This is a genomic window from Sphingomonas sp. DBB INV C78 (genome assembly GCF_042693015.1).
In the GTDB taxonomy this organism is placed as follows: Bacteria; Pseudomonadota; Alphaproteobacteria; order Sphingomonadales; family Sphingomonadaceae; genus Sphingomonas_E.
The window spans coordinates 5,046,435-5,066,757 of record NZ_CP170544.1; the positions used below are offsets into that span (position 1 = coordinate 5,046,435).

Annotated in this window: 22 protein-coding genes; 21 read left to right on the forward strand and 1 reads right to left on the reverse strand. The window is 64.3% G+C overall.

What is annotated here, in order from left to right:
- The 13 genes from ACFB49_RS24090 to ACFB49_RS24150 all read left to right on the forward strand — a co-directional run bounded on the left by ACFB49_RS24090 (window position 1) and on the right by ACFB49_RS24150 (window position 8,989).
- Window positions 1-189 (forward strand): YnbE family lipoprotein, encoded by a 189-nt coding sequence (locus tag ACFB49_RS24090; RefSeq protein WP_380880103.1) that lies wholly within the window; start codon window positions 1-3, stop codon window positions 187-189.
- Window positions 186-578 carry a YdbL family protein gene (locus ACFB49_RS24095; RefSeq protein WP_380874426.1) on the forward strand — a complete coding sequence of 131 codons (393 nt, stop codon included), beginning with the start codon at window positions 186-188 and terminating at the stop codon, window positions 576-578. Before ACFB49_RS24090 ends, ACFB49_RS24095 begins: the two co-directional genes overlap by 4 nt.
- A gap of 112 nt (window positions 579-690) precedes the next feature.
- Window positions 691-1,011, forward strand: coding sequence for an AtpZ/AtpI family protein (locus ACFB49_RS24100; protein ID WP_380874428.1), 321 nt, complete (start codon window positions 691-693; stop codon window positions 1,009-1,011).
- Between the two features lie 34 nt (window positions 1,012-1,045).
- Window positions 1,046-1,834 carry a F0F1 ATP synthase subunit A gene (locus tag ACFB49_RS24105; RefSeq protein WP_380874430.1) on the forward strand — a complete coding sequence of 263 codons (789 nt, stop codon included), beginning with the start codon at window positions 1,046-1,048 and terminating at the stop codon, window positions 1,832-1,834.
- 43 nt (window positions 1,835-1,877) lie between these two features.
- On the forward strand, window positions 1,878-2,105 hold the full coding sequence (locus ACFB49_RS24110) for a F0F1 ATP synthase subunit C (RefSeq protein ID WP_010127014.1): 228 nt from the start codon (window positions 1,878-1,880) through the stop codon (window positions 2,103-2,105).
- Window positions 2,106-2,160: 55 nt separating this feature from the next.
- On the forward strand, window positions 2,161-2,655 hold the full coding sequence (locus ACFB49_RS24115; RefSeq protein ID WP_380874432.1) for an ATPase: 495 nt from the start codon (window positions 2,161-2,163) through the stop codon (window positions 2,653-2,655).
- Entirely contained in the window at window positions 2,648-3,286 is a 639-nt protein-coding gene (locus tag ACFB49_RS24120; protein ID WP_380874433.1) for a F0F1 ATP synthase subunit B, read from the forward strand. The genes ACFB49_RS24115 and ACFB49_RS24120 overlap by 8 nt, the downstream gene beginning before the upstream one ends.
- A gap of 84 nt (window positions 3,287-3,370) precedes the next feature.
- On the forward strand, window positions 3,371-4,471 hold the full coding sequence (locus tag ACFB49_RS24125) for an acyltransferase family protein (protein ID WP_380874435.1): 1,101 nt from the start codon (window positions 3,371-3,373) through the stop codon (window positions 4,469-4,471).
- A gap of 60 nt (window positions 4,472-4,531) precedes the next feature.
- Window positions 4,532-4,810: a hypothetical protein gene (locus ACFB49_RS24130; protein WP_380874437.1), complete on the forward strand. Its 279-nt coding sequence runs from the start codon at window positions 4,532-4,534 to the stop codon at window positions 4,808-4,810.
- 39 nt (window positions 4,811-4,849) lie between these two features.
- On the forward strand, window positions 4,850-6,775 hold the full coding sequence (gene uvrC, locus ACFB49_RS24135) for an excinuclease ABC subunit UvrC (protein WP_380874439.1): 1,926 nt from the start codon (window positions 4,850-4,852) through the stop codon (window positions 6,773-6,775).
- A 106-nt stretch (window positions 6,776-6,881) separates the two neighbouring features.
- Window positions 6,882-7,613 (forward strand): DNA repair protein RecO, encoded by a 732-nt coding sequence (recO, locus tag ACFB49_RS24140; RefSeq protein WP_380874441.1) that lies wholly within the window; start codon window positions 6,882-6,884, stop codon window positions 7,611-7,613.
- 60 nt (window positions 7,614-7,673) lie between these two features.
- Window positions 7,674-8,663 carry an NADP-dependent oxidoreductase gene (locus ACFB49_RS24145; protein ID WP_380874443.1) on the forward strand — a complete coding sequence of 330 codons (990 nt, stop codon included), beginning with the start codon at window positions 7,674-7,676 and terminating at the stop codon, window positions 8,661-8,663.
- 134 nt (window positions 8,664-8,797) lie between these two features.
- A complete protein-coding gene (locus ACFB49_RS24150) occupies window positions 8,798-8,989 on the forward strand; it encodes a hypothetical protein (protein ID WP_380874445.1) in 192 nt (63 codons plus the stop codon).
- Window positions 8,990-8,995: 6 nt separating this feature from the next.
- Here ACFB49_RS24150 and ACFB49_RS24155 read toward each other — a convergent pair whose 3' ends face one another.
- Window positions 8,996-10,798: a cation:proton antiporter gene (locus ACFB49_RS24155; RefSeq protein WP_380874447.1), complete on the reverse strand. Its 1,803-nt coding sequence runs from the start codon at window positions 10,796-10,798 to the stop codon at window positions 8,996-8,998.
- Window positions 10,799-10,935: 137 nt separating this feature from the next.
- Here ACFB49_RS24155 and ybaL point away from each other — a divergent pair, with 137 nt between their 5' ends.
- From ybaL to ACFB49_RS24195, 8 genes are all read left to right on the forward strand, one after another.
- Entirely contained in the window at window positions 10,936-12,570 is a 1,635-nt protein-coding gene (ybaL, locus tag ACFB49_RS24160; protein ID WP_380874449.1) for a YbaL family putative K(+) efflux transporter, read from the forward strand.
- A 77-nt stretch (window positions 12,571-12,647) separates the two neighbouring features.
- The gene (locus tag ACFB49_RS24165) at window positions 12,648-13,592 is read left to right on the forward strand and encodes a cation diffusion facilitator family transporter (protein WP_380874451.1); all 945 of its coding nucleotides are present in this window, start codon (window positions 12,648-12,650) and stop codon (window positions 13,590-13,592) included.
- 82 nt (window positions 13,593-13,674) lie between these two features.
- Window positions 13,675-14,382 carry a hypothetical protein gene (locus ACFB49_RS24170; RefSeq protein ID WP_380874453.1) on the forward strand — a complete coding sequence of 236 codons (708 nt, stop codon included), beginning with the start codon at window positions 13,675-13,677 and terminating at the stop codon, window positions 14,380-14,382.
- 184 nt (window positions 14,383-14,566) lie between these two features.
- Window positions 14,567-15,652, forward strand: coding sequence for a Rieske 2Fe-2S domain-containing protein (locus ACFB49_RS24175; RefSeq protein WP_380874455.1), 1,086 nt, complete (start codon window positions 14,567-14,569; stop codon window positions 15,650-15,652).
- Between the two features lie 239 nt (window positions 15,653-15,891).
- Window positions 15,892-16,869: a hypothetical protein gene (locus ACFB49_RS24180; protein WP_380874457.1), complete on the forward strand. Its 978-nt coding sequence runs from the start codon at window positions 15,892-15,894 to the stop codon at window positions 16,867-16,869.
- A gap of 453 nt (window positions 16,870-17,322) precedes the next feature.
- Window positions 17,323-18,147: an alpha/beta fold hydrolase gene (locus tag ACFB49_RS24185; protein ID WP_380874458.1), complete on the forward strand. Its 825-nt coding sequence runs from the start codon at window positions 17,323-17,325 to the stop codon at window positions 18,145-18,147.
- A 58-nt stretch (window positions 18,148-18,205) separates the two neighbouring features.
- Entirely contained in the window at window positions 18,206-19,000 is a 795-nt protein-coding gene (locus tag ACFB49_RS24190) for an SDR family NAD(P)-dependent oxidoreductase (protein WP_380874459.1), read from the forward strand.
- 216 nt (window positions 19,001-19,216) lie between these two features.
- Window positions 19,217-20,323, forward strand: coding sequence for an amidohydrolase family protein (locus ACFB49_RS24195; RefSeq protein WP_380874460.1), 1,107 nt, complete (start codon window positions 19,217-19,219; stop codon window positions 20,321-20,323).

The following is a 20,323-nucleotide window of genomic DNA, read 5'->3' on the forward strand; positions in this document are numbered from 1 at the left end:
ATGACGGGAATGCGATTGATTTTCTGCGGCGGCGTGCTGTTGTTCGCAGGTGGTTGCATTCAGGTGAAGGCGCCCGAAAAGCCCATCGAGATCAATTTGAACGTCAATGTGAAGCAGGAAGTGGTCGTGCGTCTGCAGAAGGACGCACAGGACTTCATAACCGAGAACCCGGAGTTGTTTCCGCAATGACACGCAAGACCAAGCTTTCGCTTATCGGCCTCGTCGCCGCGGTTGCCATTGGCACGGCGGGCTATGCCTGGGCGCAGGCGGGCGATCCCGCACTCGCCGCCGCGATCGCCGCTGGCCAGGTGGGCGAGCAGGCGGACGGCTATATGGGCGTCGCCAAGCCCGTGGGCGGCGATGTCCGTGCCGCGGTGGAAGCGCTCAACATCAAGCGCCGCGCCGCTTATACGGATCAGGCGGCGAAGCATGGTGTCGCCTTGCGCGAATGGGCCGCCACCATCGGCTGCCAGACGCTCAGCAATCGCGTGCGGCCGGGTCAGGCCTATCTGCTGCCGGATGGCGTGTGGCGCGTGAAGGACGCCAGCCCGATCGCGCTTCCCTCCACCTGCGGCTGATCAGGCAACCCCCGCGGTTGACTTGAGGCACCCCCCTTCCTAAAGGGGCCTCGCCTTGGCGGGGTCGCTCGTCGACATGGCTGTCGCGTGCTCCGAAGGGAGAGGGGATAGCATGGCGAAGGACGAACCCGGGCAGGAACTACCCAGCGCCGAAGACGCACGGCTGACTTCACTGCAACAGCGGCTGAAGGATGCGGCGGAAGCGGAGCAGAGCAGGACCGCCACCAAGCAGGCGAAGCCCGGAAAGGGTTATTCCCAAGGGAATCGCGTGCTGGCGGAACTGATTGCGGGTCCTGCCGTGGGCGCTCTGGTCGGTTGGGTCATTGACCGCTGGCTGGGCACCGCCCCCTGGCTTCTGTTGGTGATGCTGTTCCTCGGGATCGCGGTCGCCTTCAGGAATATCGTTCGAATTTCAAACGAGCGCCCGGAGTGATTCGGGCGCTCGGCGCATAAGCAGGGGCCAAACGGTGGCGGCAGAAGGCGGCAAGATCGATCCGATGCACCAGTTCCTGATCGAACCTTTGTTCGGTCGGACCTGGGAGATCGCGGGTTACAATATCGCGTTCACCAATTCCGCGCTGTTCATGGTCGTGACCCTGGCGCTGATCTGGGTGTTCATGCTCGGCGGCATGAAGCGGGAACTGATCCCCGGCCGCTGGCAGGCGGCTGTCGAAGGCTTCACCGGCTTCATCTCGAACATGATGCAGACGAATATCGGCCCGAAGGGCAAGGCGTTCACGCCTTACGTCTTCTCGCTGTTCATGTTCATCCTGGTCGCCAACCTCGTCGGCATGCTGCCGCTGGGGATCGTCCCCGGCCTCCATGCCTTCACCGTGACGAGCCATCTGACCGTCACCGGCGTGCTCGCGATCATCAGCTTCTCGATCGTGCTCGTGGTCGGCTTCGCGAAGCATGGCTTCCACTTCTTCTCGCTGTTCATTCCGCACGGCACCCCGGCCTACATGGTCCCGCTGATCTTCCTGATCGAGCTGTTCTCCTTCCTCATCCGCCCCTTCTCGCTCGGTCTGCGACTGTTCGTGGCGATGACGGCGGGGCACATCCTGATGAAGGTGCTCGCGGGCTTCGTGATCAACGGGATGAACGCCGGCGCGGTGACGGTTGCGATCGTTTCGATCCCCAGCTTCGTCCTGATGGTCGGCATCACCCTGCTCGAACTGCTGGTGTGCGCCATCCAGGCTTATGTCTTTGCACTGCTCACGTCGCTCTATCTGAACGACGCGATCAACCTGCACTGAGTTTTTCCGTAACCTTCACACGATTTCGATAAGGGAGTTTATCATGGACGCAGAAGCCGCAAAGCTGATCGGTGCCGGTCTCGCCGCGATTGGCGTGGGTCTCGCCGCGCTCGGCGTGGGCAACGTGTTCGGCTCGTTCCTTGAGAGCGCGCTGCGCAACCCGGCCGCTGCCGACGGCCAGCAGGGCCGCCTGTTCATCGGCTTCGCCGCTGCCGAACTTCTCGGCCTGCTGGCGTTCGTCGTTGCGATGATCCTGCTGTTCGTCGCCTAACGGGTCCGGGGCCGGCGCTCGCCGGTCCCACCAAATTTTTTGAGCGGGATTTCCCATGCCTCAGATCGCCCAGATCGTTGAGACCTATGCGTCACAGATCTTCTGGTTGCTCATCGTCTTCGGCCTGATCTATTTCGGGATCGGCAAGGCGATGCTGCCGAAGATCGAGGCGACTGTGGAATCCCGCGACCGCAAGATCGCGGACGATATCGCCGCTGCCCAGGCTGCTCATGCGCAGGCCGACGAGACCGAGGCGAATTATCGCGCCAAGATCGATGTCGCCCGTGCCGCCGCCCAGAAGGCGACGCAGGAAGCCAAGGCCGCTTCGGCAGCCGACGCCGAAGTGCGCGTCAAGGCTGCGGATGCCGAGCTGGCTGCCAAGACGGCAGAGGCCGACGCCCGCATCGCGGCCTCGCAGAAGCAGGCGCTTGCCGGCATTGAGGATGTCGCGATCGAAGCGGCCCAGGAAATCGTCGCCAAGGTGTCGGGCGCGGCTATCAGCCGTGACGAGGCCGCCAGCGCGGTGAAGGCCGCTCTGGCCAATGGCTGAGGAGGCACAGACCGTGGCGCAGCACGACGGTTCCGAACTGGTGGCGGACAATCTCCACCACGCCGCCGAGCTCGACGGCAACAGCACGGCGACGCTGGCCCATGAGGGCGCGGCTGCCGAGCACCATGTCGATCCGACCGCGCTTGGCCTGAACGCCACGGCGTGGGTGGCGCTGGCGATGATCGTCGTCATCGTCCTGATGATTTGGAAGAAGGTGCCCGCCATGATCGGCGGCGCGCTCGACAAGAAGATCGCGTCGATCCGCGTCCAGCTCGACGAAGCCTCGAAGCTCCGTGCGGAAGCCGAAGCGCTCAAGGCCGAATATGAGCGCAAGGCCGCTGCCGCTGCCGCCGAGGCGGACACGATGCTGGCCCATGCCCGCGAGGAAGCCGAGGGCATCGTCGCCAAGGCCAAGACCGATGCGGCTTCGCTGATCGAGCGTCGCGGCAAGATGGCCGAGGACAAGATCGCCGCTGCGGAGCGCACTGCGATCGCCGAGGTTCGCGCCAAGGCAGCGGCCGCGGCCGCTGCCGCTGCCTCCGGCCTGATCGCCAAGAGCCATGACGCCGCAGCCGACAAGGCGCTGGTCGACAAGACGATCGCCGGGATCGGATCGACACGGCTGAATTGAGGTTTAATGTCAGGTTGAGGCTCGCTCGCGGGGTGGCGAGCTCTCAACCTCTCGGCAGAAATCCGATAGAGCCCCACATGACGGGTGAGTTCTATTTCGGGGAATAACCAGCGTTTCCAGATATTTGACGGCATTCGCGGGCTGTGCGCGATTGTCGTCTTGCTGTTTCACAGCACTTTCCTGACCGGCGTGCCGGTCTTCGTTTCCGGCTTTCTCGCCGTCGACCTGTTTTTCCTGATGAGTGGCTTCGTGCTGGCCTGCGCTTATGATTCGCGGCTGGCCGCGGGCATGTCCGCGCCGGAATTCATGCGCCGTCGCTTCGCCCGTTTGCTGCCGATGTGGATCATCGGCCTCAGCGTCGGCTTTGCGATCAGCCTGTTGCTCGCCACCCGCGGCAGCGGAGGTGCCAGCGGCCCGCTGGTGAGTGCCTATCTGGCGGGACTGTTGTTCGTCCCGTTCCCGGTGCCGCATTCGCCCTATCTGTTCGCCTTCAACCTGCCGGGCTGGTCGCTGGCATTCGAGCTGTTGGCGAATCTGATCTTCGCCTGCGTCGCAAGAAGGCTGGTCGGCAATTGGCTGATCGCCTTGCTCATGGTCGCGACGGCGACGCTGGTCGCGGCGATGATCTGGTCGGGCGGCGGCGATCGCGGGGCGGAGTGGTCGCAGGCGGGCATTGCTCTGGCCCGCGTCACCTTCGGCTTCTTTCTCGGTGTATTCCTCTACCGCACCATGGCGGTGGCCACGCCGCGAAATGCTGGAGTGGCTGGTGTCGCAACGATTCTGCTGCTGACCGGCGCGGTTCTATTTTTCCGGCCCGTGCAATTCCCGGCGCTCTATGATGTCGGCCTGATCGTGCTTTTCTTCCCCGCGCTGATCATCGCCGCAAGCCGGCTGAAAGCTGCCGGCAAGGTGGCTGCCATGCTCGATCATCTCGGTGCGATCTCCTATCCGCTCTATGCCATTCATTTTCCCGCGCTGATGATCGGCAAGGCGGCCTGGGGGCATCTTTTCGGTTGGGACCGGCCGCTGCCCATGGCGTTCGTCGCCGTTCTCCTCGCGGCGATCCTTGCCGTGTCCTGGGTGTTGGGTCGCTATATCGACCCTTATTTCTTTGGGCTGTTGGAACGGAAGACCCGCGGGCTGGCGAGGTTCCGGCCGTTTCAGCCGGTGGCGGTCGAGCGCTGAGCGCCGCGCAGCGCAACCCTATCTTAGCCAAATCGCCCTATCTTCCGAACCATGCGCTACGTGGCCTGGATCTGGTGCTGCCTGATGCTGGCAGGTGCTGCCCTTGTCGAGCAGGGGGGAACCCTTGGCTTCGCCGTGCCGCGCAATCTGCAACTCGGCATGATCTTTTCCGCAGGCTTGATCCTGCCGCCGCTCTGGCAGCGTGACGGGATGCTCGCCAATGCCGGCCTGCCGGGGATGAGCCGGGCGATGCTGGCGATCCTGCTGCCGATCTTCTGCGGCCTCGTCGGCACGCCCTTCGGCATCGATAGCTTCGTGGCGCCGCCCATCCTTGTCTGACGGCTGGCGCAGACCGGCGCCGCATCCTAAATCGGGCGGGTGACCGATACGCCCACCACCGACCGCTTCAACGAAGAGAAATCCGTCTACACCGTGCGCGGATCGGACAAGCCCGATCTGGAAGCCGGGGTGGCGGCGATTCGCAATGTGCTGAAGACGCTGCCGGTGCGACCGGGCGTCTATCGGATGCAGGATGCGCGCGGCGACGTGCTTTATGTCGGCAAGGCGCGGGCGCTGAAGAACCGCGTCACCAACTACACCCAGGTCGCGCGACTGCCGAAGCGGCTGCAGCGGATGGTCGCGCAGACGCGGTCGATGACGATCGTGACGACCAATACCGAGGCGGAGGCGCTGCTGCTCGAAGCGCAGCTCATCAAGCGCTACCGCCCGCCCTACAACGTCCTGCTGCGCGACGACAAAAGCTTTCCCTTCATCCTGCTGCGCGAGGACCATGCCTTTCCGCGCGTGCAGAAGCATCGCGGGGCGCGGCGGGCGAAGGGGCAATATTATGGGCCGTTCGCCAGCGCCGGCTCCGTCACCCGCACGCTCAACGCGCTGCAGAAGCTGTTCCTGCTGCGGAGCTGCACCGATAGCTTCTTTTCCAATCGCGATCGGCCGTGCCTGCTCTACCAGATCAAGCGCTGCTCGGCGCCGTGCGTCGATCGCATCTCGAAAGACGATTATGCCGAGCTGGTCGATGACGCGAAGGCGTTCCTCGCCGGCAAGTCGACCGAGGTGCAGCAGAAGCTCGGCGTCGCAATGACCGCCGCGGCTGAGGCCATGGATTTCGAGCTGGCCGCGGTCTACCGCGACCGCCTGCGCGCGCTGACCTTCATCCAGTCCGCCCAGGCGATCAATGCCGAGGGCGTGGGCGATGCCGACGTCTTCGCGCTCTGCGCCAAGCAGGGGCTGACCGGCATCCAGGCCTTCTTCATCCGCGGTGGGCAGAATTGGGGGCATCGCAGCTTCTTCCCCGCGCATACCGCGGAGGTGCCCGAGGGCGAGGTACTCGAAAGCTTCCTGATGCAATTCTACGAGGATGTGCCGCCCGCACGCCTCGTTCTGATCGATCGTCCGCTCGCCGACGATGCGGGTTTGATCGAGGAGGCGCTGTCCGAACGCGCCGGCCGCAAGGTGACGCTCAAGGTTCCGCAGCGCGGCGAACAGCGCAAGCTGATGGAGCAGGCGCGCCGCAATGCCGAGGAAGCCATCGACCGACGCCTGGCGGAATCGACGACGCAGGGCCGCATCTTCCAGGAGATCACCGAGCTGTTCGAACTGGGTGAGACGCCCAACCGCATCGAGGTCTATGACAACAGCCACATCATGGGCACCAACATGGTCGGTGCGATGATCGTTGCGGGGCCGGAGGGGTTCCGCAAGAGCCAGTATCGCAAGTTCAACATCAAGCGGCCCGAGACGACCGCGGGCGATGATTTCGCGATGATGCGCGAGGTGCTCGAACGCCGCTTCGCCCGGCTGGAGAAGGAAGATCCCGATCGCACCAGCGGCGAATGGCCGGATCTGTTGCTGATCGACGGCGGCAAGGGGCAGGTTTCCGCCGTCTGCCAGGTTTTGCAGGAATCGGGGGTCGAGGATGTGCCGGTGGTCGGCATCTCCAAGGGGCCGGATCGCAATGCCGGCCGCGAGCATTTCCATCTGCCCGATGGGCGCGAATCCATGCTGCCGCTCAATTCGCCGACTTTGTTCTACCTGCAACGCATCCGCGACGAGGCGCATCGCTTCGCGATCGGCGCGCACCGGGCCAAGCGCGCCAAGGCGTTCACCGCCAGCCCGCTCGACGAAGTGCCCGGTATCGGCCCGGCGCGAAAGAAGGCGCTGCTGATGCATTTCGGCACGGCCAAGGCGGTGCGAGGGGCGGCGCTGGAGGATCTGGAGCGGGCGCCCGGCGTATCCAAGGCGATGGCGCGGGCGATCTGGGATTTCTATCATCCGCAGGGGTGAGCGGCGGTCAAAATCCCGTCATCCCAGCGGGAGCTGGGATCTGGTTGCTGTGGAGGAGGGCGATCCCAGCTTTCGCTGGGATGACGTTTCCCTTTAGACCCCTCCCATGCACATCACCGCCACCGCCATAGTCTGCGCCGTCCTTGCCCATGGCGAGCATGGCGCGGTGGTGCGGCTGATGACGCCCGACGATGGCTTGCAGCCCGGCTATGTCCGAGGCGGACGATCGCGGCGGTTGCGGCCGGTGCTGCTGCCCGGCAACCTGGTCGCCGCTGACTATCGCGCGCGAAGCGAGGACCAGCTTGCGGCGCTGACGGTGGAACTGGCTCACAGCCGCGCCGGCCTCCATGCCGAGCCGCTGGCCGCCGCCGCGATCGACTGGGCCACCGCGCTCACCGCTTCCGCCTTGCCCGAAGGCCAGCCCTTTCCACAGCTCTACGCCGCGCTGGATGGCTTGCTGAACGCGATCGAGGCGGCGCCATCCGCACGGGGCTGGGGCGCGGCGCTGGCGCGTTACGAACTGCTGCTGCTCGGCGAGATGGGCTTCGGGCTGGACCTCACCGCCTGCGCCGTCACCGACGCGCGGGACGACCTGATCTATGTCAGCCCGAAGAGTGGCCGCGCGGTGAGCCGCGTCGCGGGGGAGGATTATCGCGACAAATTGCTCCATTTGCCGGCCTTCCTGCTGACGGGCGGCGGCGCGACCGACTGGCCGGACATAGTGGAAGCGCTGCGCCTGACCGGCCACTTTCTCGCCCGCGATATCCTGACCGACCGTCGCGCCGCAGTGCTGGCGTCGCGCGAACGACTACTGGAACGGATAGGTCGGCTCGCTTGACGTTTACGTAAAGATGACGAGCGGCTATGCTCGGCCGCAAATCATATGAGGAGGATTGCCATGGCCCGCGCCTGGACTTTGACGTCACGCCCCGTCGGCCTGCCCGCAGCGGACAATTTCGCGCTCGTCGAGATGTCGTCGGCACCACTCGCGGATGGCGAGGTGCGCGTGCGCAACGCCTGGCTTTCGGTCGATCCCTATATGCGCGGCCGGATGAACGACGTGAAAAGCTATGTCCCGCCCTTCGCGTTGGGCGAGCCGCTGACGGGTGGCGCGGTCGGCATTGTCGAGGAATCGCGGGCCGAGGGTTTTGCGCCGGGCGATCGCGTGCTCCACATGCTTGGCTGGCGCGACGAGGCGGTGGGTTCGGCGAAGGAGTTCACCAAGCTGCCGGCGACGGGCGCGCCTGACCAGATGTTCCTGGGCATTCTCGGCATGCCGGGCGTGACGGCCTATTTCGGGCTGCTCGCGGTTGCCGAGGCCAAGGCAGGGGACACGGTGTTCGTGTCGGCGGCGGCCGGTGCGGTCGGATCGGCGGTGGTGCAGATCGCCAAGCTCAAGGGCATGACGGTGATCGGTTCGGCCGGCGGGGCGGAGAAATGCGCGCTGGTCCGCGATCTCGGCGCCGACGCCGTGATCGATTACAAGGCGGAAGGCCCGCTGATGAAAAAGCTGAAGGCCGCGGCGCCGGACGGTATCCATGTCTATTTCGATAATGTCGGCGGTGAGCATCTGGATGCCGCGCTGGCGATGGCGCGCGACAATGCCCGCTTTGCGATCTGCGGCATGATCGACAGCTACAACTCGCTCGAACCGCTGCAACTGCGTTACGCGATGCGCATGATCGCCGCGCGGGTGACGTTGAAGGGGTTCATCGTCACCGATCATTTCGACCGCCTGGGTGAATTCCATGCCGAGATGGGCGCCTGGGCGGCCGCCGGCAAGCTGAAGGCGCCGGAGACGGTGCATGACGGCCTGGAAGCGACGCCCGATGCTTTTCGCGCGCTCTTCACCGGCGGCAACACCGGCAAGATGCTGGTGCGCCTTTAAGGCTTGCTCCTCCCCGAGCTTGTCTCGGGGAGGATAGGTTGGACGCGGGCTCATCGCGCATTTGCGTCGGATGGCCGGATGGCAGGTGCTATTGGGAACCCAACCCGATTCCAATCGGTTATTGGCCCATGGACATGGCCAATCGACCGCATTTCAACCGCAATCTCCACCAATTCTTCCAGCAGGAGCTTTCCCGCCTCGATACGCTGGCAAAGCGTGTCGGCCAGGACGGGCGCATGGCGCAGCGAATGCGCCGTCTGCGCGCCCGTGCGGCCGAGGATTTCCTTGATCTGGTTTGTGCTTCTGCGCCGTCTACCTGTCGATAGGCGGCTTCAGCCCGCTTCTTCCTCGACGGCCGACTTGGGCACGGCGTCGCGCAGGCGCCGCATCCGGAGCGGCGGTTCGCGCGTGGTCTGCGCCATTTCCATGATCTTTGCGCGGAGCTCCGCGCGCTTTTCGTGGATCGAGGCGATCACCGGGCCCATCGCGACGCCGAGATCGACCAGCACGGCCTCCGAAAGCTGGAGCGAGGATTCGAGTGTTTCAGGCACCGCGTCGGTCGCGCCGGCCTTGTAGAGCTCGGCTGCATTGTTCGCGTCGCGGGCGCGCGCGACGATGGTGAGGTCGGGGTGGAGCGCGCGGACGCTCTTCACCGTGCGGGCGAGCTGCACGGGTTCGTCCATCGTCAGCACCAGCGCACTGGCATTGCCGAGGTCGAGCCGCTCGATCATGCCCGGGCGGGAGATATCCCCGAACATCACATTGTAACCGCGTCGGCGGGCATGGGCGATCGAATCGATGTCTGCGTCGACGGCGATATAGGGCCGGTTGTGCGCGTCGAGCATCTGCGCGACGAGCCGACCGACGCGGCCGAAGCCGACGATCACGGCGCGTCCGGGCGTCGCCTGGGCTTCCGTCGGCGCCTCGCGACCTTCGCGCCGTTCCACCCGGCGGGCAACATCCCGCCCGACGCGGGCGAGCAAGGGCGTGATGGTAAGGCCGATGGCGGTGACGATCTGCCAGAAGGCGGCGGTGGACGGCATGATCAGCTTGGCCTGTGCGGCTGCCGCCAGCACGATCAGCGTGGTTTCCGACGGCGAGGCCATCAGCAGTGCGGTTTCAGTGGCGGTGCCGCGCGTGGCACCGCTGATCCGCAACATCGCCGCGGTGACGATCGCCTTGGCGGCGACGACGCCCACCACCGCCATCGCCAAGGCTTGCCAGTTGGCGAGGATGACGCGCAGGTCGAGGCTCATCCCCACGGTGATCAGGAACACGCCGAGCGCGAGGCCCTTGAAGGGGGCGGTGATCACCTCGACCTCGGTATGATAGTCGGTCTCGGCGATCAGCAGACCGGCGAGCAGCGCGCCGACGATCGGCGACAGGCCGACCGCAGTGGTGGCGATGCTCGACAGGATGACGACGAGCAGGCTGGCGGCCAGGAACAATTCGGGGCTCTTGGTGCGGGCGGCCTGCGCGAACAGGCGGGGCAGCAGCAGGCGGCCGAGCACCATCAGCACGGCGACGGTGAGCCCGCCCTGCCACAATATCGTGACGAGCCCTTCAAACCCCTCGTCGGTGGCGGTGGGGGCGAGCGCGCCGAGGCCGAAGATGATCGGCACCAGCGCCAGATCCTCGAACAGCAGCATCGCGAAGGCAGCGCGGCCGACCCGCGAAACGGTGCCGGCCATCGGCAGCACCAGCGCGGTCGACGACAATGCCAGTGCCAACCCCAGGCCGACCGCACCCGCCCAGCTCTGGCCGATGGCATGGAGCGCGAAGCCGATCACGAGCGCGGACAGGATCAACTCGGCCGCACCCAGCCCGAACACGGCGGCGCGCATCGACCAGAGGCGCTTGAACGAAAGCTCCAGCCCGATCGAGAAAAGCAAGAGGACGATGCCCATCTCCGCGAAGGGCTCGATCGAATGGCTGTCGGTTATCGTGAAATGGTAGAGCCAGGGCGCCCGATCGACCAGCGAGCCCAGGCCCGCGGGCCCGACCAGCAGCCCGACCAGGATGAACCCGATGACCGGATTCACCCGGAAACGGGCGAAGGCGGGGATGACGAGGCCCGCGGCCCCGAGGATGACGAGGGAGTCGCTGAATGCGTCGGATTGGATCGGCAAAGGCATCGCGGAGGACTGTGCGTGCTGCGGCGCCGCATTTCCAGCTTTTGCAGCAAGGATGTTACTTTTTGTTTCATGCTCGCTTCGAAAGCCGCCAGCCCCTAGCTTGGAAGTCCCGACCCGACAGGAGACCGTTTTACCGCATGCCGCATGTAACCCCGCTCATTGGCACGATCGTCGCCGGCCTCGTCCTTGCTTTCATCCTTGGGGCGATCGCGTATCGGCTGCGGGTATCACCACTGATCGGTTATCTGGTTGCTGGCATTGCGGTGGGGCCGTTCACGCCGGGCTATGTGGCGGATCAGGGCCTTGCCAACGAACTGGCCGAACTGGGCGTGATCCTGCTGATGTTCGGCGTCGGCCTGCATTTTTCGGTGAAGGATCTGATGGCGGTGCGGCGGATCGCCGTGCCGGGCGCGCTGGTGCAGATCGGCGCGGCGACATTGATGGGCATGGCGCTTGCCTGGTGGATGGGCTGGGGCACCACGGGCGGCTTCGTCTTCGGCCTCGCCCTCTCGGTCGCATCGACGGTCGTGCTGCTGCGCGCGCTCCAGGAACGGCGCATCCTCGATACGGATCGCGGCCAGATCGCGGTCGGCTGGCTGATCGTCGAGGATCTGGCGATGGTCCTCGCTCTGGTGATGATCCCGGCGATCGCGCATGGCAGCGGCGACGGCGGCGATATCGCCAAGACGCTGGCGATCACGATCGGCAAGGTCGTCGCCTTCGTCGCCTTCATGCTGATCGTCGGCCGGCGGGTGGTGCCGTGGCTGCTGCATGAGGTCGCCCATTCGGGATCGCGCGAACTGTTCCGGCTGGCGGTGCTGGCGATCGCGCTGGGCGTCGCGTTCGGCGCGGCGATCCTGTTCGGGGTGTCCTTCGCGCTCGGCGCCTTCTTCGCCGGCATGATCCTGGCGGAATCCCCGCTCAGCCAGCGCGCAGCGGAGGAGACGCTGCCGCTGCGCGATGCCTTCGCGGTTTTGTTCTTCGTTTCGGTCGGCATGTTGTTCAACCCGTCGATCGTGACGGACGAGCCGCTGGCGCTCGTGGCGACGGTGCTGATCATCATGTTCGGTAAGTCGATCGCCGCGTTCGGGATCGTCCTGGCGTTCGGCCGCACCCGCAAGACGGCGCTGACGATCGCCGCCAGCCTTGCCCAGATCGGCGAATTCTCCTTCATCCTCGCGACGCTCGGCTTCTCGCTGAAGCTGCTGCCGGCCGATGCGCGCGATCTGATCCTGGCCGGCGCGATCATCTCGATCATGCTGAACCCCTTGCTGTTCACGCTGATCGACAAGTTTGCCAGCAAGGTCGTCGAAGGAACCGAGCGCGGCCATGCCATCGGCGGAAACGTGCCGCACGCCACCAAGGGGCATATCGTCGTCGTCGGCTGCGGCCGGGTCGGCAGCCTGGTGCTCTCGGGCCTGGCCGATGCGGGCGAGCGCGTGACGGTGATCGAGGCCGAGGCCGACAAGTCCGGCCTGTCCGCCGCACGCGACAAGGTGACGGTGCTGGCGGGCCACGCGGCGAGCGGGACGCTGCTGCGCGAGGCCAATATCGAGGATGCCCGCCTGCTGTTCGTGGCGATCCCCGAAAGCTTCGAGGCCGGCCAGATCGTCGAACAGGCGCGCGCGATCAACCCCGGCCTGCGGATCGTCGCCCGCGCGCACAGCGATGCCGAGGTCGAGCATCTGCAGAGCCATGGCGCCGATCGCGCAATCATGGGCGAGCGCGAGATCGCCCGGCGGATGATCGACGAGGCGCTGATCGGGCGCTGAGCCCGCTTAACGTCTTGACCTGAAGCCTGTCCTGTCGTCCCTAGGCGCTTCGGTTGCGGGGCGCAGGGAACAATATCATGGGCGGCGCCCATCATCACGATCACGACCATAAGCACCATCACGGGCATGCGGGCCATGGGCACGGCCATAGCCACGCGCCCAACAATTTCGGCCGCGCCTTCGCGATCGGCATCGGGCTGAACCTCGTCTTCACCGGCGTCGAGGCCTTTTATGGCTTCGCCACCGGATCGATGGCGCTGCTGGCGGATGCAGGCCACAATCTGTCCGACGTGCTGGGACTGGTGATCGCCTGGGGCGCCTGGCTGTTGAGCCGCGCCAAGCCGACGCCGCGCTACACCTATGGCTGGCGGGGCTCGTCGATCCTGGCGGCCTTGTTCAACGCCGTATTCCTGCTCGTCGCCTGCGGAGCGATCGCGCTGGAGGCGGTCCAGCGCTTCAGCCATCCGACACCCGTTCCCGGCGGCACGGTGATGGCGGTCGCGGCGGTCGGCATCGTCATCAACCTCGGCACGGCCCTGCTGTTCGCGCGCGGGGGCAAGCATGACATCAACATTCGCGGCGCCTTCCTCCACATGGCGGCGGACGCGGCGGTCTCCGCAGGCGTGGTGATCGCGGGGCTGTTGACCCTCAAGACCGGCGCGAAGTGGATCGATCCTGCGACCAGCCTCGTGATCGTCCTCGTCATCGTCGCCGGCACCTGGGGCCTGCTGCGCGAATCGCTGGCGATGGCGATGCAGGCGGTGCCCGGCCGGATCGACCCCGCGGCCGTGCAGCAGGCGCTGGGCGAGGTGGCCGGCGTGGCGCGGGTTCACCACCTCCATATCTGGCCGACCAGCACGACCGAGACGGCCCTGACCGCGCATCTCGTCATCCCCGGCGGGCATCCGGGCGATGCCTTCCTCGCCGAAACCGCGGCGATGCTCCACGATCGCTTCGGCATCGGCCATGCGACCCTGCAGATCGAGCAGGGCGAAGGGGCGACCTGCGCCTTTTACGCCTGAAGCTGCTGGACGCGCATCCCTTCGTTCTCCATTATACGCGAACGCGCATAAAGACGCCGGTTGATATCGGGATTGGAGAGGCATGGAGAAGATAATCTACGCATTGTGGCGTGAGGGTGCGGATCAGGCCACTTTCAATCGCCGCCTGCTGACCGAAGTGGCCGATGCGCTCGCTCCCCATGTCCTCGCGCTGCGTATCAATGTTCCCGATGAGGATGTGGTCGGCGGCAATGTGCCGCGCATCGCCAATATCCGCCCGCAGATGGATGCGGTGATCCAGATCTGGGTGCATTGCTCGCACGATCCCTATCGCGCGCCGATCGACGAGATCATCGGCGGCGCGGCATCGCGCTTCGCCGCCTGGCTGGTGTGCGAATCCACTCCGCTGCCCAACACGCTCCACCCGCCGGTGAAGGGGCAGCGGACGGAGGGCTTCTCCCAGCTTGCCTTCATCGGCCAGCCGCCGAAGATGAGCCATGAGGAGTTCGTCTATAACTGGCGGCGCACCCAGACCTCGGTCGCGATCGAGACGCAGGCCAATTTCGAATATCGCCAGAACCTCGTGGTCCGCCCGCTCACTTATGGCGCGCCGTCCTTCGTCGCGATCGTCGAGGAATGCTTCCCCAAGGCCGCGTGGGAGAGCGAGGCGGCTTATTATGACGCGATCGGCAATCCCGAGCTGGAAGCAGAGAATAAGCGCCGCATGTTCGAGGCGTGCGCCCAGTTCATGGATTTCGAGCGGATCGACGTGATCCAGACCAGTCAGTTCGAGGTGCGACCGATCCTCTGAGGGGCGGAATGGCCTGCATTCGCGGCATGGCGATCGAGTGATGTCCTGAAATGCGCGGTTAATCTGCTTAGCTGTAACGCAATTCGGTGATAAACGGCCTTACTCCAAATGGAGGGCGGCGGCGCGTGGCCGCAATGCTAATATGGGCGCAACCGCGAAAGAACGCGGCAGGCGGAGAGTGACGATGGCGACGACGGCAGAATATGGGCTTGGCGAACAAACCTTCCCGCGCGGATGGTTCATGGTCGCGGACTCGGAGGAACTGGAAGGCACCACACCGCTTTCGGTGCGCTATTTCTCGCGGGAAATGGTGCTGTACCGGGGCGAATCGGGCAACCTGCACCTCGTCGACGCTTTCTGCCCGCACATGGGCGCGCATCTCGGCCGCAACACCACCTCCTATGTGATCCGTGATGGTAATCAGGTCGAAGGCGATTCGATCCGCTGCCCCTATCATGGCTGGCGCTTCGGGCCGGACGGCCGCTGCAACCAGATCCCTTATTCGCCGCAGAAGATCCCCGGCGCCGCCAAGCTGGAAAGCTGGCCGGTGGTGGAACGCGCCGGCTGCATCTGGATGTGGTGGGACCCGGAAGGCGGCGAGCCTGAATATGATCTGCCCGAATTCGCCGAATATGGCGCGCCGCACTGGGTGAACTGGAAGATGGACCGGCTGGGCGTTCTCGCCAGCCACCCCATCGAGATCATCGACAACATGGCCGATCGCGCCCATTTCGAGCCAATCCACGGCACGCAGGAAGTGATCCTTTTCGAAAATGATTTCGAGGATCACAAGGTCGTCCAGCGCATGTCATCCGCGCACCGCACGCTTTCGGCCGAAGGCGGCGAGCCGCTCTACACCGATACCTGGTATACCGGCCCTGGCATCCTGATCTCGAAGATGGCTGGCCAGTTCCCGTCGGTCATCCTCATCACCCACACGCCCGTCGATGATGGCGTGGTGAAGGTGTGGCATGGTCTGCTCGTCAAGGTGGCGGGCGAAGTGCCGAACGAGGAAGAGGTGGGCATGGCCCGCGCCTATCAGCAGGCGTCGTGCGATGCGTTCAGCCAGGATTTCGAGGTGTGGGCCAACAAGCGCCCCTGCTTCAACCCGATGGCGGTGCTGGGCGACGGCCCGATCGGCAAGCTGCGCATCTGGTATCGCCAGTTCTACAACCCCCGTGCGCGCGCCCCGGAATTCCGCGCCCGCGTCAACGGCACCATCATCACCCGCGGCACGATCAACGCGCCGTTCGACCAGCAGGTCGCCTGAACCACCTTCCCCCGGTTCGCCGGGGTGGGACGCAGATGGGCGGAGCGGCGAGGGCCGCTCCGCCTGTTTTGTTTGGGGGCGATGTCGGAATCGCTGGAAGCGGAATGACCGCTTTTGGGGGAGCGCAGCCACGATAGCAGTCGTTCGCCTGCCAACGTGGCGAATGCAACTATTGAATACCAACGGGGCATTCGTAAAGGTGCCTCGCGGCAACCGGCAATGAACGTTATCATTTTCCCATGAGCGACGATCAGAACACAAACCAAGACGAGGAGTGCACCACTCCGCCGGAGCTGCCCAAGACGGAACTGCGGAATCTTGTGTTCGAGCAATCTGAACATGAAGTGCGGGCAATCATCGATTACATCGAATGGCAATGCAACAAAAGGCGTGAAGCCGAGCTGGATGAGGTCGGGCAAACCGAACTTGAAGAGGAGCTTGTTCAACACGCCGAGAAAATCAAAACCGAGCGGGTTATAGGTACCGATTACAGTGTGTGGGACGTTCACACGAACTTGAGCCGTTGGTGGGTCATTACCAATCCAACAAACCTTTATTCGCAAACTCTCATGCCCAGCTTGGATTATACGCTGTCGTTTCATATTGGGCTGATGGCGAGGGTTCAGGCCCGGCACGAGATCGCGGGAGGGAACGAGCTTCACGAATTTCTCTCAACCACACATCGGAAGATGTATCAGGCGCATCTCGCCTTGGACGAGGCTGACGAGATCGAGGATTTTCAGGGCATTGGCCTCCAGTGCCGTGAGGTGATGACTTCCTTCACGCGCGAAGTTGTCGCTGCGGGGTTGTTTGACGAATTGAAAGACGCGCCGAAGATGGGCGACTTTGTAGCATGGTCCGATCATGTGATCGGAGTCCGAGCGGCGGGCGGCGCGGCCGAATATGTCCGTGGGTATCTCAAGGCGATCTGCCAAAAAGGCTGGCAGCTCGCGAACTGGCTTACCCACGCGAAAAACGCCACTCGCGCCGACGCGGAGCTTTGCATTTCGGCGACAGAACACCTCCTGCAGGAATTAATCACCCTTGCTCTGAAGGCCATGGCACGCAGCCCAGAGAAATGCGGGCGCTGTGGCTCTTTCAAGATCAATGTGACTTGGCGCCCCGATGAAGGGGAATATGTCGCAACATGCGACGTTTGCGGCGCGGAAGCGCTGCAACAGCCTTCGCAGGACAGTGTGGCCACCGAGGAGTCGTGAAACCAGATTTGCGATTGTGGGCAGCGAACGCGTGCCAGCGGCTCTTACGATACCCTCCAGACCAAAATGGGTAAGCTGGGACCGATACGCGCGAATTGGTGGTTAGGCGCTTAGCCGCCGCCCATCTTTCCACGCGGCCTTCGTCATCGCTGTCCTACAAGTGCTCGCTCGGCCTATAGTCAGCCCATGCCATTCCGCCGCCTTTCGCACCCGGCAGAAGGGAAATCGGCCCCAATCACGTCCTCCCACCCCCTCAGTTGCACCAATGGCAACCCTCAACTTCCTCAACTTCGGTGGCGCGTCACTGTCGCGTCGCGGTCGCTTCCCATACCAAGGCATGTATCGACTCAGCCGCATGGAGCGAGGCACTAAACCATGGTCCGGGAAGGCGGGGAGTGCGCGTCCGGATAGTGATCTCTCATCGAAGTTCACATGCAAAAGGGAGTGACGGACATGAGCAACTATCTGACCACGAAGGACGGCACCCGCATCTTCTACAAGGACTGGAGCAACGGGCAGCCGGTCGTCTTCTCGCATGGCTGGCCGCTTTCGGCCGATGCGTGGGACGCGCAGATGTTCTTCCTGGGTGAGCGCGGCTACCGCGTGATCGCGCATGACCGTCGCAGCCATGGCCGTTCGGATCAGGTGTGGGCCAACAACACCATGGATCAATATGCCGACGATCTGGCCGAACTGATCGAGAAGCTCGACCTCAAGGACGTGATCCTGATCGGCCATTCCACCGGCGGCGGCGAAGTGACCCGTTATGTCGGCCGGCACGGCACGAAGCGGCTCGCCAAGGTCGTCCTGCTCGGCGCGGTTCCGCCGCTGATGCTCAAGACCGAAGCCTATCCCGGCGGCCTGCCGATCGAGGTGTTCGACGATATCCGCAAGAACACGCTCGGCAACCGCACGCAGTTCTTCAAGGATCTCGCCATCCCCTTCTATGGCTATAACCGCGACGGCGCGGTGTTGTCCGAAGGCATTCGCGACAGCTTCTGGCTGCAGGGGATGCTCGGCGGCATCAAGGGCCAGTATGAATCGATCAAGGCTTTCTCGGAGAGCGATTTCACCGAGGATCTGAAGAAGATCGACGTGCCGACGCTGATCGTTCACGGCGATGACGACCAGATCGTGCCGATCGGCAATTCCGCGCTGCGTTCGGCCAAGCTCGTCCCCAACGCGACCTTGAAGGTCTACGAAGGTGCGCCGCACGGCCTCTCGCAGACGCATACCGATCGCTTCAACGCCGATCTGCTCGCCTTCATCCAGGGCTGAGCCCACATCCCTCGTCATCCAGCGAAGGCTCGGATGACGAGGGCCAAGGAGTCATCGCATGACCAACCAGGTTACTGGCACCGCGCTCATCACCGGTGCATCGTCCGGCATTGGCGCCACCTATGCGGATCGGCTTGCGAGGCGCGGCCATGATCTCGTCCTCGTCGCCCGCAGTGCCGGCAAGCTGGAGGCACTGGCCGATCGGCTGCGCAAGGAAACCGGCGTCAAGGTCGAGACGCTTCCCGCCGATCTCGGCAAGGCCGATGATCTCCGCAAGGTCGAACAGCGGCTGCGCGGGGATGCGGGCATCACGATCCTCGTCAACAATGCCGGCATTGTCGGCGATGGCCCGCTGGCCAGTGCCGACCCGGACAAGCTGGAAGCGATGATCCAGGTCAATGTGATCGCGACGACCCGGCTTGCCTCTGCCATCTTCCCCCGGCTGCTCGCGGCGGATGCGGGTGCGATCATCAACATCAGTTCGGTGACGGCCTTGATGTCCGGCGCGTTCGAGCCCGGCTATGGCGCGACCAAGGCCTATCTCCTCAACTTCACCGAAGCGCTGAAAGCCGAAGCGGGATCGAGCAAGGTCCGCATCCAGGCGGTGCTGCCCGGCATCACCCGCACCGCGATCTGGGAAGGGCCGCACGCCAAGCTCGATCTCGTCCCCGCCGAAATGGTGATGGACGTGAACGAGATGGTCGATGCCTCGCTCGCCGGCTTCGATCAGGGTGAGGTGGTGACGATCCCGTCGCTGCCGGATGCGGGCGACTGGGACGATTATGTCGCCGCGCGCGAGGCGCTGGCCCCGAACCTGAGCCACGCGAAGGCTGCCACGCGGTACGGGTTGTAGCACCCGTCATCCCAGCGCAAGCTGGGATCGCCCTCGGTAGCACGCGCGGTCAGAAGCAAAGCGATCCCAGCCTGCGCTGGGATGACAGCTTGGGGAGGGGATTGGGTAGGATTTTGATCCCTCGGCTGTCACCTTCCGATCTTTCCAGCTTATGGCCCAAACCATAGCCTCTCCACCGAACCGGCGGCCTGCCGGCAACGATAATGGAGAGGCAAAATGGCGACAGCACCTTCGATCGCACCCGACGAGAAGCTCGTCTCGGTCGACTCGCACGTCTTCTACACCGATGAATGGGTCGTCCCGCGGCTGTCGCAGCGGCTCCGTGAAGGCTGGGTCGAGGGCAACAAGAAATATCAGGCGATGGAACTGGCCAAGCGCGGCGGCTTCATCCCCGATATCAACGACATCATGGACCCGGTCGCGTGGAACGATCCTGGCCATTACGAGCCGCACGCCAAGCTCGCGTCGATGGACCGCGACAGCGTGTTCGCCGAGGTGATCTTCCCCGAGGTCGGCGGCGCGAAGATGTGCAGCCCCGAAATCATGGGCAATGACTGGAAGGACATGCTGTCCGGCTTCAACGACGCGATCGCGGATTTCGCGGCGGTCGATCCCCAGCGGCTGATGTGCGCCTACCAGCTCCTGCCGCATGACATCGACGCATCGGTCAGGGAAGTCGAGCGGGTCGCCAAGCGTGGCGCGCGCTGCGTGCAGTTGCCGCCTTTCCCGACCGAACTCGGCCTGCCCGATTATTTCGACGACCGTTATGACCGGCTATGGGCGATCCTGCAGGAAACCGGCATCACCGTCCTCAACCACCTGGACAACAACGCCAAGGGTTATGAGCTGATCAAGCGCGATCCGACGCCGATGAAGGGCGTTGCGCTCGGCCTGCCGGGCTTCCAGCTCGCCGAAACGATCTGCTTCTGGATCCTGGCCGGCACGCTGGAGAAGTTCCCCAAGCTCAAGGTGATGTTCGTCGAGCCGGGCCTGGGCTGGCTGCCCTTCCTGTTCGACATGATCCTTGATGGCCGCATCATCCAGGGCCATTACAGCTTCCCGAAGCTGAAGATGCTGCCGAGCGAATATTTCAAGCGGCAGATGGGCGCGACCTTCATGTACGAGCCACTCGGCCTGAAATATTGCTACGACTATTTCGGCCCGGACTGCCTCTATTGGTCGACCGACTTCCCGCATCCCGCGACGTCGTGGCCGAACTCGCGGGCGCTGATGGAAAAGCAGTTCACCGCTGCCGGCATCCCCGATGCCGATCGTCGCAAGATCGTCTGCGACAACGGCCTGCGGATGTTCGCGACGAACTGA